General features: G+C 44.0%; 7 protein-coding genes. 1 reads left to right on the forward strand and 6 read right to left on the reverse strand.

Features of this window, described 5'->3' with window-relative positions:
* Positions 1 to 29 precede the first annotated feature (29 nt).
* Positions 30 to 1115, reverse strand: a complete 1086-nt coding sequence (locus NQ505_RS08705) for a family 43 glycosylhydrolase (protein WP_009000182.1) — start codon at positions 1113 to 1115, stop codon at positions 30 to 32.
* Between the two features lie 229 nt (positions 1116 to 1344).
* Between NQ505_RS08705 and NQ505_RS08710 the strand changes: the two genes are divergently transcribed.
* A complete protein-coding gene (locus tag NQ505_RS08710; RefSeq protein ID WP_009000181.1) occupies positions 1345 to 5367 on the forward strand; it encodes a hybrid sensor histidine kinase/response regulator transcription factor in 4023 nt (1340 codons plus the stop codon).
* A gap of 8 nt (positions 5368 to 5375) precedes the next feature.
* On the opposite strand, the gene NQ505_RS08715 is transcribed toward NQ505_RS08710, so the two are convergent.
* From NQ505_RS08715 to NQ505_RS08735, 5 genes are read right to left on the reverse strand one after another with little or no spacing between them, the layout of a single operon-like run.
* Positions 5376 to 6866, reverse strand: coding sequence for a sulfatase (locus tag NQ505_RS08715; RefSeq protein WP_009000180.1), 1491 nt, complete (start codon positions 6864 to 6866; stop codon positions 5376 to 5378).
* 57 nt (positions 6867 to 6923) lie between these two features.
* Positions 6924 to 7871 (reverse strand): DUF1735 domain-containing protein, encoded by a 948-nt coding sequence (locus NQ505_RS08720; protein ID WP_009000179.1) that lies wholly within the window; start codon positions 7869 to 7871, stop codon positions 6924 to 6926.
* 14 nt (positions 7872 to 7885) lie between these two features.
* The gene (locus tag NQ505_RS08725) at positions 7886 to 9673 is read right to left on the reverse strand and encodes a RagB/SusD family nutrient uptake outer membrane protein (RefSeq protein WP_009000178.1); all 1788 of its coding nucleotides are present in this window, start codon (positions 9671 to 9673) and stop codon (positions 7886 to 7888) included.
* Positions 9674 to 9713: 40 nt separating this feature from the next.
* On the reverse strand, positions 9714 to 12542 hold the full coding sequence (locus tag NQ505_RS08730) for a SusC/RagA family TonB-linked outer membrane protein (RefSeq protein WP_009000177.1): 2829 nt from the start codon (positions 12540 to 12542) through the stop codon (positions 9714 to 9716).
* 25 nt (positions 12543 to 12567) lie between these two features.
* Positions 12568 to 14394, reverse strand: coding sequence for a RagB/SusD family nutrient uptake outer membrane protein (locus NQ505_RS08735; protein ID WP_009000176.1), 1827 nt, complete (start codon positions 14392 to 14394; stop codon positions 12568 to 12570).
* Positions 14395 to 14398 lie beyond the last annotated feature (4 nt).

The following is a 14398-nucleotide window of genomic DNA, read 5'->3' on the forward strand; positions in this document are numbered from 1 at the left end:
TTGTTGTTAGTTTGAATAGAGAATTTGTTTTACTGAAAAGATTGCACTTCATCCGGTCCGGGAGTTGCGTAATGCGGATCGATGGCGCGGATATATACATCTCCGTCCGGTAGGATTTTTACGTCCAAAGGCACAATGGTCGTCCCTAGTTTGTTGATGGTCTGTGCGTCCTCTCTCAAGTCCCGTTTTTCAATACCGTCCGGATCCAGTGGCGGTCGGTTGCCATTGAAGAAGGCGGTACACCACCATTTGCCGCTTTTGTCCTGAAAAGGAGTGCCATGTCCTAAGAAACGTCCCACAAAGCGACGCTCGCTGTAAGGACCTGTGATTTTATCGGACGTGCAATAATATAAATTATAAGACCCTTTGCGTCCCTGGTCGGTAGACCATGCCGTACCGAAATGCACGTATTTCTTTCCGATCTTACGCATGGTAGCCCCTTCGTGTCCGATTCGGCGGTTAGACGGATCGATGCGCACCGGTTCTCCCGCCAATCCGGCAAAGTCCGGTTTCAGAGGGACAATAAGTGTGTTGCTGAATAGTAGATACCACGTTCCGTCGTCATCTTTGAAGAGAGACGGGTCATGCTTTTTCAGGAATGCTTCCGGGTTGGGGTGCTTCCAGGGACCTTTGATATCTTTTCCGCTACTCAGAGCCAGTCCGCTATGTTTTTGCGGACAATACACAAGTGCCCAGCAGTCACCGGTCCAATGTAGTTCGGGTGCCCACAATGGATTTTTGGTAGCCATTTCTTCTCTTCCTTTGAAAGTGGGTGAATCTTCTGCCAGTGAATAAGGAGCACCCAAAGATTTCCAATGAGCTAAATCGTCGCTGCACCATACTTGTACCTGATAACCTACGATGCTTGTTTTACCTAATCCCGTGTTATATTGGTCGTCCTGTTCTCTCGGATCGCCGGCAACAGGGGTCGTTCCAGTCAGGTAATATTTTCCGTCCGGTCCCAACACAATATAGGGGTCACGAATCCATCCGCCTTTGATATGGAGGGCTTTGTCATGCGACTTCACACCTGCCAATATATCTCCGGCACTTAATTGCGCTTTTGTGGTGACCGACAAAAACAGAAAAAATAATGGTAAAAATAAGTTTTTCATATAGTGTAATATGTTTAGTGTTACTAATAGATCAGACTTACAGCTCTTATATGCATTTGCAAATAAAGGATTTTATATGGAAATAGATGCGTAATATTTCGTTCAAAAGTCGTTCATATTTGTAAAAAAAGGAGGAATAACACATATTTCCACTTCCTCTGAACATATTTACGGATGGCAAGATGAAAAAAACTCTATATTTGCATAAACTAAAAGCACGATACGAGTTATGAAAAGCATAAATGTAAGAAGATTCTTACTGACAGGTTTATTCCTATATACAGCGATGAACCTATGCGCAACTATCCATTATAATAATTTGCGGTTTAAACAATTTGAGACTTTAGACAAACTACCTCATAAAACGATTAACGCCATCACACAGGATAATTCGGGATTTCTTTGGCTGGGAACCCGGAACGGACTTTGCCGGTATGACGGATACAATATTGTCACGTATCAATATCATGAAAATGATTCGAATTCGCTCTGCCATAATTTTGTAAACACACTCTATAATGACAGTTTGCAGAATGCAATCTGGATTGCTACTGAAGAGGGAATCTGCAAGTATTCGTCTTCCACCGGGCGTTTTGTACGTTACCGGATTGAGGGGAATACCAAGCCGAATGTGGTTTTCCTGAAAACTTTCGATAAACAGTTGCTGGCAGGATGCAGCAATGGAGTGTATGCCTATGATGAAAAGAAAGATGCTTTTGTGCCGTTTCTGCTTACCGACACGGAGGCCAGCCTCGTGTCCGGATTGGCGGAAGACCATAATGGCTTTTTATGGATCAGTACCCCGAAAGGTGCCAGGTGTTATAATATGCATAAAAAAGTCTTTATGAAATTGCCCGAAAGCGTATCGCGCATATCGAGCAAACTCTATGTCGATAAATTCAATCGCCTGTGGTATAATATGAACCAGCAAGTGAATGTTTATGATATAAATAATCAACAAAATTACTCCATCAAGGAAAGTAAACAGTTTAAAATCTTTAAGTCTATTGCTCTCGATGGAATGGATAACATTTGGTTGGGAAGCGAGTATGGTATTTTTGTTTATGGAAAAGATTTGCGACTGATTCATCATTATCAGCAGACCGAGGGGGATTTGAGCAACCTGAACGATAACCCGATTTATAGTCTGTTTATGGACGCCAATCATAATATGTGGGTGGGTACTTATTTCGGTGGAGTGAACTGCTATATTGATGCAACAGACAGTTTTCATGTATTCTCATACGGAAATTCCAGAAATCACCTGAGCGGAAAGGCAGTGAGACAGATAACCGGAGGTCCTGATGAGGATATATATATTGCAACTGAAGACGGAGGTTTGAACCGTATCGACAAGTCCGGACAGATAACCCGCTCGGAAGCATTGCATCAACGAATGGATATTGGAGCTACGAACGTACACTCTTTATTACTAAATCATGAGGGGGATTTATGGATTGGTCTTTACGAGAAAGGAGCCAGATGTTATAACTTCCGGACGCAGCATACAAAGGTTTTTCTTCCGATGGATTTATACAGGAGGCATTCCGGTTTCTGCATGATAGAAGATGCGGAGCATGACATCTGGTATGGAGGTCTGAATGGTTTTGTCATCTTCAGGAAAGAGGGGAAAGGGTACGAAGTGATGAAGTTTAAAAAGCCTTTCTTAAAGTTTATATTCTGCATGGTGAATGCTCCTGATGGAACCGTTTGGGCGGGAACACGAAGAGACGGAGTCTTTCGGCTTGACAAACGCAAACAGACGGTTGAGAGAATTGCGACTTTTCCTAATAAAGAATTATTTATCACCGATCTTTATGTTGATTCTCAAAATCAGATATGGGTGGGTACAGATGATAATGGAATGTTGCTCCTGAACAGTAAAGGGGAGTATATCACGTCATATACGGAAGAGCAGATTGGCTCCAACTCTATCAAAGGCATTGTAGAAGATAATGCAGGTAATATCTGGTTCGGCACAGTGAATGGCTTGTGTTGTATTCGTGCAAAGGGAGGAATCATGCGTTATACAACCGAGGATGGATTACCTACCAACCAGTTCAACTATTCCTCCGCTTATAAGGATGCCCGTGGAGTATTGTATTTCGGAACCATCAATGGACTGGTTTCGTTCCATCCCGAACGAATATACAAATATCCATCCCGTTTTAATATTGCCCTGACCGCCATTTCATTGAACGGTGAGTTGATTACTCCATCTACTTCCGACTCGCCTCTTGAGAAGACAATCTCCGAATGTACTTCGATTACCTTGACGCACAAGCAGGCAAGATCCGTACAGATAGAATATTCGGGGATGAACTATCGCTATAATAACAACACAATGTATGCCATGAAACTGGAGGGTGTCGACAAGAAATGGCAGAATATCGGTGAGCAACATCAGGTACGTTTCTCGAATTTACCTGCCGGTCATTACCGGTTGAGAATTAAGGCGGGCGAAGATGGTATTCACTGGTATGAGAAAGGAGAGAAAATAATCAATATACGTGTGCTTCCTCCTTTTTGGTTGTCGGGATGGGCTTATGGTTTCTATGCTGTTTGTTTGTTAATGTTGGGATATATCGGATATCGCTATACGAAGAACCGGTTGAGGCTGGTCATGAACCTGAAGACAGAACACAATCTTCGTGTGAATATGGAGAAACTGAATCAGCAGAAGATTAACTTCTTCACCTACATCTCGCATGATTTGAAAACACCGCTCACATTGATTCTCTCGCCTTTGCAACGTCTGTTGTCGCAAAAGGAAATAACGAACCATGACAAAAAGAATATCGAAATCATTTATCGTAATGCCAATCAGATGAAGTATCTGATAGACGAGTTGCTTTCTTTCAGTAAGATTGAGATGAATCAGGAAAAGATAAATGTCCGCAAGGGAAATATAATGCTCTTTTTGAAAGAACTCTCCAATATATTTGAGATAGTTGCCCGAGATAGGGAGATTGACTTCATTGTTAAATTGGATGATACGGATGAAGAAGTATGGTTTTCTCCTTCCAAACTGGAGCGGATTATGTACAACCTGTTATCAAATGCTTTTAAATACACTGCTCCCGGTGATTATGTGCAACTCACTGCTTCTTTGCAGGAAGAGGATCAACAGACCTTTGTACACATTTCAGTGAAAGACAGTGGACGGGGGATTCCCGACGGAGTGAAAGACCGGATTTTTGAACCTTATTATCAGGTTTCTCCCAAAGATCACAGAGAGGGTTTCGGATTAGGGCTTTCGCTCACCAAATCGCTTATCCAGCTGCATCGAGGACGGATAGAAATAGAAAGTAAAGTGGGAGAGGGATCGAACTTCATCGTTATTCTTAACGTATCGGAGCAGGCTTATGAAGCCGCTGAAAGACGGCAGGACGGCATTACGCTGGCCGAAATACAGAAGTATAATATGCGCCTCAAAGAAACGGTGGAAATACTTCCCGATAAACTAACACAGGAAAAGCATCCCTTGCAGGAAGAACGGCAATCCATCCTTATTGTAGAGGATAACAATGAAATGAATAATTACCTGAAAGAGATTTTCATGGAGAACTATCAGGTGATTCAGACGTATAACGGTAAGGAGGCTTGCGAAGTGATGCAAAAAGTATATCCAAGTCTGATTATCAGTGATGTGATGATGCCGGTGATGGATGGTCTCGAACTAACCCGGCGCGTGAAGCAGGATATAAACACCAGTCATATACCTGTTATTCTTTTGACGGCAAAAACCGATGAGGGAGAGCAGACACAAGGATATTTGTGTGGGGCGGATGCTTATATTCCCAAACCTTTCAACGCGAAGAATCTCGAACTTCTGGTCAGGAACATGCAACAGAACCGAATGTCGGGTATCGCGCATTTCAAGCAGACAGAGGAACTGAATATCACACAGATCACCAACAATCCACGTGACGAGAGATTCATGAAGGATTTGGTGGAATTGATTATGGCTAATATTTCAAAGGAGGATTATGGAATCACTGAAATCACTTCTGCTTTATGTGTAAGCCGGAGTCTGTTGCATACGAAGTTGAAAATGCTGACAGGTTGTTCTGCTTCGCAGTTCATCAGAAGTATTCGGATGAGGGAAGCCAAGAAACATCTGTTGGATGGCATGAATGTGGCTGAAGCTGCTTGTGCTGTGGGAATGACTGACCCTAACTATTTCACGAAATGTTTCAAGAAAGAGTTTGATGTCACCCCCACAGAATTCACTAAAGAGCACTTGGCATAAGGTTCGTGTTATTGCTTGCCTTTCTTTTTCTCATGCGGTCCGAATGAAAGTGGAACTACTTTTTTACCGGACTTCTTTAGATTGCGCTGGTATTTCCTCATCAGTTCCATCCCTTTCAGGCGGGCGTTTTCGCCGTTGGCAAGCTCTTCCGGCATTTGGTTGATCCAGTTCAGATACATCCCGAACAGTTCTTTATACTTTTCGGGGTACTGATCTTTCAGCCCGTGTTTTTCCTGGGGATCGGCTTCGATGTCATACAGGTCATAGTCTTTTTCAAAGTGCGGGTCGGAAACCAGTTTCCATTTACCTTGCCGGATGGCGAATTCATTTTTGAATACCTGATTGTTGCTTTTCTTCTCCGTACTCCAATATAGTACATCGTGCGGCTCTGTCCGGTCTTTGCCCGACAGGTAAGGCAGCAGGTTGACACCATGCATATCAGCATGAGAGAGTCCGGCGAGTTCCATCACTGTAGGGGCGATGTCGATACTCATCACGGGTTTGTTGTAGATGGTTCCTTTGGCCAGTTTGGCTGGATAGCTGACGATGAATGGCACGCGGATGCCTCCCTCGTAGTATGACCCTTTCCGTCCTCTGAATTCCCATTTGTCACTGTATTCCACGGCTCCGTTGTCACTTAGGTAGAAGATGATGGTATTGTCGCGCAATCCCAGTTGTTCCAATGTTTCTACCACTTTTCCCACTCCTTGGTCGAGCGCGAAAGTCATAGCACGGGCAATATCATCCTTGCCGATTTCTTGCGGATTGATTGCCAGTTCTCCAATTAATTCTTCAGGTGCCTGCAAAGGAGAGTGTATGGCATTGTAAGGCAGATATAGGAAGAAAGGGTGGTCGGCATTTTTCTGAATAAAATCTACTGCGCGTTTGGTGTATTCGTAGGTGGAATATTCCATCTCCGTCACAGGTTCCATATTATCCAGTGTAAAAGCAAGTCCATTGTAGACTCCGTCCCATGAGCCTCCTACCAGCGGATCATAATAATCATGCAACCCGTTGATGAAACCGAAGAACGTCTGGAAACCACGATTATTGGGGTGGCTTCGGATATAATCTCCCAAGTGCCATTTGCCGATACATGCAGTGTTGTATCCGTTTTCCACCAAGTATTCACTTAATAGTTTTTGATCTTGGGGAATTCCACCTACGTGTGGAGTGGAAAGCCCATAGAAGCCGAAACTCTGCTGATATTTTCCGGTCATCAACCCGGCGCGTGTGGGGCTTGACAGATGTCCTGATGTATATCCCTGCATGCACTGCACACCGCTTGCCGCCAGTTTGTCGATATTGGGTGTTACAATCTTTTTGATGTGCGGATAGCAGTTCACGCCTCCATATCCCTGGTCGTCAGCTAGGATGATAACGATATTGGGTTTATCGGGATGGGAGGGAGTGGTGTGTTGTGCGGACGCTTTCGCTATGGGCAGTATTGCCAATAAAGCTGTTGACAGAGTACTTGTCTTTCTTGCTGATATTTTCATCTTGTTCTATGATTGATTCTTATGATACTATGAGTCTCCGGTTTCATTAGTATATTGTTACCAAGTCTCAATACGCAGATCATCTATAGGATCACGACGTAATACGAGCTTTTCATCAACCTGATAACGCTTTCCGTCCATCTCATAGATATATTTCAGTGCAATTTCCGGGCAAGGCACGTCTCCATTACCGTTGAAAGTATATTCTTCACTTTTGTGGATGTAGTTTCCGGTTATTGCTTCAACGGGACGGAAGCCTTTTTCAGTACTGATCTGTACTTTATAGTTGCCACCGAAATTTCCATTATTTTCAAATGTTAGTCGTAGATTGTCCTTTTTGTCAGTTGTCGGATCTCCAATCCCCGGACGAATGAGTTCACTCTTGCTTAATGTTGTCAATACGCAGGTGGGACTTTTGATAATGTCCTGTTTATCACCATACGATTGTCGTGTAGATTCTATCGGGTTTCCGGCTTCGTCCAGTTCTACCACATTGCCTGTCAGATAATAGGTTCCGGAGAAAGAACTTGCATATTTGATAGCAACAACAGATGTTTCTCCTCCCTCGCGAATTTGATCCATAGAACTTTCTGTCACTCTGAAGGGCAAGGCATAGTGTACTTCATGGGTTAGTTCGTCAGCATAGAAAGCATCCGTGAATTTGATTTCTACATCTGCAACGGGTAGAGTGGATTTGCGTACCCGGAATGTTTCCGGGTCGCCCAGTGTGTAATAGTTACTCGGCAGAAGTGTGAATCCGGTGCCGTTGAGTAGTGATTCGTCAATGGTGAATTTGGCCCAGTCCGTCTTGTCCACTTCGCGTTTTCCTCCTAAAGAAACACCTACATAGATCGACATGTTACGGTCGGATATAACGGTTCGCAGAGGATTGCTGATGGCGAATCCGGCAGAAGTCGTTTCATAATCTTCTATGTAATCTTCATAACAGGAAGTGAGGCCGGTCAATAGGAATAACAATGCTATTTGAAGTTTTTTCATTTTCATAATCATTACGTTTATTAGTTATTATCCCATCCGATATTGTTTTTCAGATTGGGGTTCTTTAATAGTTCTGCGTGAGGAAGAGGGAGATAGTAGAAACGTACGTCGTTGAACTTCCGCTCTTCTACTGTTTCTGTGGCATAGGACAGAGTACCGTTAGCGTCTCTTGTCACAATCACCCCTTTTACTGATTCGTCTAATGGCAGCAACCAGCGACGCATATCGAAATATCGTTGATTTTCGAAAGCCAGTTCGAGTCTGCGTTCATTCTGAACTAACTTGCGGAACTGTTCTTTGCTGGCACTCATTTCTTCCAGATAAGCATCGTTTTCGGGAAGTCCTCCAGATAGGTGACGAATCATTTTCAGTACGTCATAGGCTGAATACTGACAATCCGGTCCTTTCACTTTCGGTCCCCAGGCTTCATTAGAGGCTTCTGCAAAGTTCAGGAATACTTCTGATTTGCGGAGAAGTGGGTTGTAATGAATGGCCGAAAGCATCTGGGTGGGAGTTAGCATATCTTTTTTCTTAGACATGAACTTGGCGAGATAATATCCCGTGCGACTTGCTTGGTGATGGAACTCTTTAGAGTCCTTTCCTCCGGCAACAACATCTATAAAGGTACTGTTATCGCCAAATTGGCGTCCTTGGTAATAAATGTTCAAGTCCAGACGTTTATCGCGGTTGGCATACGGGAAGTCCGGATCATATTGTTTACTAACACCGATCGGATAACCGTCGATGGCCGGAAAAGCATCCACCAGATTTTGTGACGGAACCGTGTGGGCGGCTCCTCTGTAGAAAGGAGGAAAATGATTGGTTTCCATTCCGTTTGTATTATAATAGTTTCGGAATACAAAATCAGCGGGTGTCGTGGTCGGGGCATCGGCCAGATTGCTTGCTGTCAGCGGGGTATAGCTACCAAAACCATCCAATAACAGTACTGCATTAGAAATGAGAGCGGCATATTCCCATTGTTTCTGATAAGCCTCCTGATCGGCAATTGAATAATCGGCTCCATGATTCAGAGTAACAATTTTCGAGGATTGGAAAGCGGGACTTGCACTGTATAATGCTACTCTGGACTTCAGAACGGCGGCTGCCAACGAGGTGGCACGTCCCGTATTTTCTATACCTACGATTGCGTCGTCACCTGTGTAAGTGTCGGGCAGCTTCTTCATTGCCTGGTCGCAGTCTTCCATGATTTGACGCACGCATTCCTGATATGTGTTCCGTTTGAAATTCTCCGGGTGTTTTCCTTCTTCAATCGTTATGAAACGGGTGGTGATGGGGTAGCCTAAGGCTTCGCCATCATCCGTACGGCCACCGTAACGTTGAAGTAGGGCAAAGCCCCACCAGGCACGAAGAAATAAGGCTTCGCCTTCCAACCGTTTTTTGATTGCTGCATCAGTTTCCGGATTGACACGGTCGTAGGATAGGTCGTCGCGTAATCCTTTTTCCATAAATTCATGGATGTTCTGCATTTGTTTGTAACAGACGTCCCAATTCCCTATGGGATTGTCGGCTCCTGTAATACCTCCGATGGCAGCTTTGTAGATATTTGAAGCGTATGAGTTTGTGACAGCATTGTCGGTTGCTACATCCAAAAAGTTGATGTCAAAACAGTTGGGGGTATTCGGAATGGCGGAGTAGGCCTGCATTAATACACCTTGTGCCAGATCTGAAAGGTTCCAGACTTTATTTTCATCCCATTCGTTGACTGTCTTTGTTTCCAATACATCTTCGCAGGAGATGAACAGTGGTGTCAAGACGGATGATAATATGAGTATTCTACCTATTTTCATATATTGTTTTTACTTTTATAAGTTCACTAAATGTTCTTTTTTAGAAAGTCACGGCAAGTCCTCCTGTGTAAGTGGAGAGTACCGGATAATTGGTGATACCTGCATCCGGACGTTCCGGATCCATATTCTTGAAGCCGGAAATCACCAGTAAGTTGGCTCCTCTTGCAAATAGTTTCAGATTTTGCGCAATGTCTTTTTTCTTGAATTTGAAGGTATAACTCAATTCAACATTCTTCAAGCGGAAAAATGCGCTGTTCTTTATCCAATAACTTGAGTTGCGGAAGCTGTTCTTTCCATCGGTGGAAGTCAGGCGCGGGTAACTGCCTTGAGGGTTCAGTGTTTCGTGATAGCGGTCGAGCACCATGTCGGAATACTTACCCAGACCGGTGTTCCAGTAGTAACTGTTCGACAGGAGTTTGTTCACTCCGGTTTCGGCTACTCCCTGGATATACAATCCCCAACCCTTATAGTTCAAGTCTATATCCATGCCCCACGAGATTCTTGGGAAGTTATTGCCTACTATTGTTTCATCCCGGCTGTCGATGACACCGTCTCCGTTCAGGTCGGCATAGGCAATGTCTCCATTCTGGTAAGGACCGAAACTCTGGGGAGTATGACCGTTCAAGGGGACGTCTTTACCGAACAAACCTTCTGCCTGCAAACCGAAAATGTGGTCGGTGGGTTGTCCGATTTTCTTTCGGTAGCTTTCTATGTTTTCAAGTTCGTCTGCTTTTATCAGCTTGTTTTTGGAGAAAGTCATGTTTAATCCGATTTCATACGAGAAGTTTTTGGTCGGTCTGTCAAACCAGCTGATGTATGCTTCCACTCCCTGATTCTTGACTTCCGCCAAATTTTCTGCATATAAATAGTCTCCGATGATATCTGCATACTTTGTGGCGTTTGTACCTATGATGTCCCAGCGTCTTTCGTGGAAATAGTTAATCTCACCACGCAGGCGGTTTTCCAGAAAACGTCCCTCGATACCTATATTCAACTCGGCAGACTTTTCCCATTTCAAATCCGGATTTCCATAACGCACAAGGGAAGTGACATAGGCATTGCTCTTATTTTGTTCGCCGAAACCTACGGTTCCGTTTTCCTTCCAAGCAGTGTGAAACAGTTTATAACCTGTATTTCCTGCATACCCTAATACTCCAAAACTGGCTTTCAACTTCAGGAAGTTGATCTTTTCGATTTTCTTCATAAACTGTTCATTGGAAAGTACCCAACCTACTCCGAATGTAGGCGATAAGAAGTATTTATGATCGTCCATGAATTTGTTGGAACCCATATAAACCAGTGCTGTTTCTACCAGATAACGTCTGGCATATCCGTAGTTCAGGCGAAGGGAATAGCTGGCATCTATGATGTCTTGAGTCTGATTCTGTCGTTCCATCTTATAATAACGATAAGCAAGGTTCGCTCCGAGGTCATGAACACCGAATGTCCGGTTGTAGGATATATTGGCTCTCCATCCGGAGGTACGGCTCACTTTATTGTTGGAGATGGAGTGGTCTTTCGGTAAATTCTGTTTTCTCTTTTGCGTGAACAGTATCTGTTCGCTACCTGTTTCGTCCATGTAAGGGCGAATGTCATAGGTAGGATATACATTGGATAAGGATTGACGGGTAATATTGTAGTTGTCGAAAGTAAGATACCCCTCTGCTGTCAGTCCTTTGACGTATTTATTGAAATCCAGGTCGAGTCCGAAATCGGCTTGGCTGGACATATACCGCTCTGATGAGTTGCCGCCATATACAACGTCCGCATAGAGGTTATCGGAGAAACGGTCGCTTGTACCGAAATAAGGTACTCCATCTTCGGTGGGAGGCAGGCCGATAGCATCCGGCGCAATGGTGAACGGATATTCATTGGGACGATTGGTAGAAATGGCATTATAGATACCTGTTCCGTCTTTACTTCCCCAGTCTTTGATTTCCAGTCGTGCTCCTACGCCGGCTCTGATATTCATATAGTCGGTGATTCGGATTTCCAGATTGCCCCGGAGATTCAAACGATTCAGATTTTGCCTTTCACCTAATTTTTCCAGACCGTTTGCTCCTGTATAGCCGGCTACCATTGCATATTTCATGTTTTTACTTCCACCGATAAATTCAACAGTCGCTTTCCGGTAGAAACTTTGTTTGCGTGTGAATTCATCCATATAGTCTACGTTGGGATACAGTAAGTCGTTGACACCTGTACTGTTCTTATATCCCTCCAATTGTGCGGGGCTATAGATGGGAGCCAGACCGTCGTTTGCACGGGCTTCATTGTATAAAGTAGCATAATTGTAGGAATCCAAATAATTCGGTGTGCGGGTTACATGCATGATACCACCCTCTACTGTTGTGCGGATTTTCCGTTTTCCTACTTTCCCCTTTTTGGTGGTAACTTTGATGACTCCATTGGCGGCTGCCGGACCATATAGTACTTTGGCAACAGCATCTTTCAGGACCTCTATAGACTCGATTTCATCTACCAAAAGGTCGTCCAGAGAACGTTCTATTCCATCTATAATGACAACAGCCTGATTGTTTCCATTGCTGTGCTGACCACGTATGAACAGTTCGGAAGAGTTGAAACCTAAACCTCCGTCCCCCCATCTGACGACAAGTCCGGGTGCTTTTCCCTGTAGGGCATTGATAACATTCAAGTCCGGAAAACTTCTTAATTCTTCGACAGGTATGGAACTGACAGCACCTACGAAGTCTTTGTGCAGTGTGATTCCTCCGTCCAACCGTTCTATGGTAGCCGTGTCAGCGGCAAGTATCTCTCTTTTTGATGTTTGAGCCGTCGCTATGTCCGGGTAAAGCGTACAGATACCCACTGCAAGGAGGGTCCATTTATATATGATATGTCTTTTCATGTGATACAATTTTTAAATGAGTAAATTACCATCCCGGGTTTTGCTGGAGAGTGCCATTGCTGCTTGCAATGTCCGTTTTCGGAAATGGATACCAGTAGTTACGCATAGCGAAGTTGCGTGTTTCGGGAGTTACGTCTACTACTGTATAAGTAAACTTCATTTTGTTTACGGCAACTTTCGGGTCAACCGGGGTCGCTTTGATTCCTTTAATCGGATATGTCTCTTTGAACAGCTCATGAGCAATCATCCACCGTCTGATGTCCCACCAACGATGATTTTCGAACATTAATTCGACAGCTCTTTCTCTGCGTAGTGCCTCTCTGAATAAGTCCGGATCACTCACCCGGTCTTCTGTCAAAGCAGTGATACCGGCACGTGCACGAATGATATTCAGTGCATCTTCAGCGGACAGACTGCATCCTTCTACCTTTTGTGTGGCACTACCTGTTGCTTCGAAAGATGCTTCGGCGAAATCCAGATAAACCTGTGCTACACGGATATATACTGTAATGACGCGATATTTCTCCCATAAAGCTGTATAACGGTTAGCTTCGGGCCATAAGAACTTTTTGCATAAATACCCTGTCTGTTGGCGGCTGTTGATATTCTTCAATGTTTTCATGTCCTCCGTAGCTTTTCCTCCTTCATAAGTGGTGATGTACAGAGGTTTACTACTGGCATTCTTTCCCCATTCTTCACCGGGTACCAGAATGTTGTTTTTAAATCTGGGGTCACGATTGTCGTATGGTTTTTGGTCATCATATCCTGCCCGGGAATCTTTTATCGGATAATACTTTCCGTCAGGGCCCTTTTTCTCAAAGAGGTCGACCATGTTTTGCGTGGGAGCATTGTAAGTAGAAGCTGCAACCATTGTCCCTCCTGCCAGATCAGCGTAAAGCCACAGACCTTTTACAGTAGTGATTCCTCCCATGGGAACGCGGTTGTACCAGATGTGTTCCGGTTGATGGCTAGGAGGGAAAGTGAAATAAAAAATATCCTTATATTCACTTTGACTCATAAGACGGTATTGTTCAGTATGCGTATCAATATAGTCTATCGCATTCATTGCCGATTTGGCAGCTAATTTAGCTCTTTCCCGGTCATATTCTCTAACTTCTGTAGAATTTAGATCATTCTGCATGAGTGGACTGGCGTCGTATAATTGTGCCATTGACTTAAAGGCCATTGCTGCAATTTTGGTCGGTCGTCCGGTATTGCTGTCATCCCAAGTATCCGGTAGCATGGTTATAGCATCCTCTATATCTTCCATCATCCATTGATGGGATTCATGATAGGTGACACGGGCAATCTTTTCTTCTCCATTCTCGGTGAATGGATGGTCGAAAATAGGCATGCCTCCATAACGTTTGAGGAGTTGGAAGTAGAACCAAGCTCTGTAAAAATGTGCTTGTCCGAGAATCTCTCTGGTTTGTTCTTCTGTCATTCCCGGAACTCTTGTATAGTTTGCAAGTACCAGATTGGCGATTCGAATAGCTTTGTACGCCGAGTGAATACAAGTTGCCCCTTTCACTCCGAGTTCAAATGTCTCGTCCTGTTTGGCTCTTAGCCAGTTGCCGGAGTGCAATGTCAATACCTCTGACTTGTTGTATATAGTTGCCATTTCGTCCGAGAAACATCCTACAAAAGGACTACCATTTGCGGGAGTATCACTCCCGAATATTTGCTCGAGTTCGGTGTAGCAGATGTCCAGAAAGCCTCTGATTGTCTCGTAACTTTTGTATACGTCTTTGTCGGATAATCCCATATCTGGCGATTTGTCTAGAAAATCTTCGCAGGAACTTCCAATGGTTAACAATGCAATCGCTATAAATAATATTTTGATTCGTTTCATTGCT

Origin of the sequence: Bacteroides sp. D2, from assembly GCF_025147085.1 — a bacterium.
Classification (GTDB): Bacteria; Bacteroidota; Bacteroidia; order Bacteroidales; family Bacteroidaceae; genus Bacteroides.

What these genes read in the sequence shown, in the direction of transcription:
- NQ505_RS08735 (WP_009000176.1), bottom strand. Translation starts at nt 14,394, where the DNA reads ATGAAACGAATCAAAATATTATTTATAGCGATTGCATTGTTAACCATT.
- NQ505_RS08730 (WP_009000177.1), bottom strand. Translation starts at nt 12,542, where the DNA reads ATGAAAAGACATATCATATATAAATGGACCCTCCTTGCAGTGGGTATC.
- NQ505_RS08705 (WP_009000182.1), bottom strand. Translation starts at nt 1,115, where the DNA reads ATGAAAAACTTATTTTTACCATTATTTTTTCTGTTTTTGTCGGTCACC.
- NQ505_RS08715 (WP_009000180.1), bottom strand. Translation starts at nt 6,866, where the DNA reads ATGAAAATATCAGCAAGAAAGACAAGTACTCTGTCAACAGCTTTATTG.
- NQ505_RS08720 (WP_009000179.1), bottom strand. Translation starts at nt 7,871, where the DNA reads ATGAAAATGAAAAAACTTCAAATAGCATTGTTATTCCTATTGACCGGC.
- NQ505_RS08710 (WP_009000181.1), top strand. Translation starts at nt 1,345, where the DNA reads ATGAAAAGCATAAATGTAAGAAGATTCTTACTGACAGGTTTATTCCTA.
- NQ505_RS08725 (WP_009000178.1), bottom strand. Translation starts at nt 9,673, where the DNA reads ATGAAAATAGGTAGAATACTCATATTATCATCCGTCTTGACACCACTG.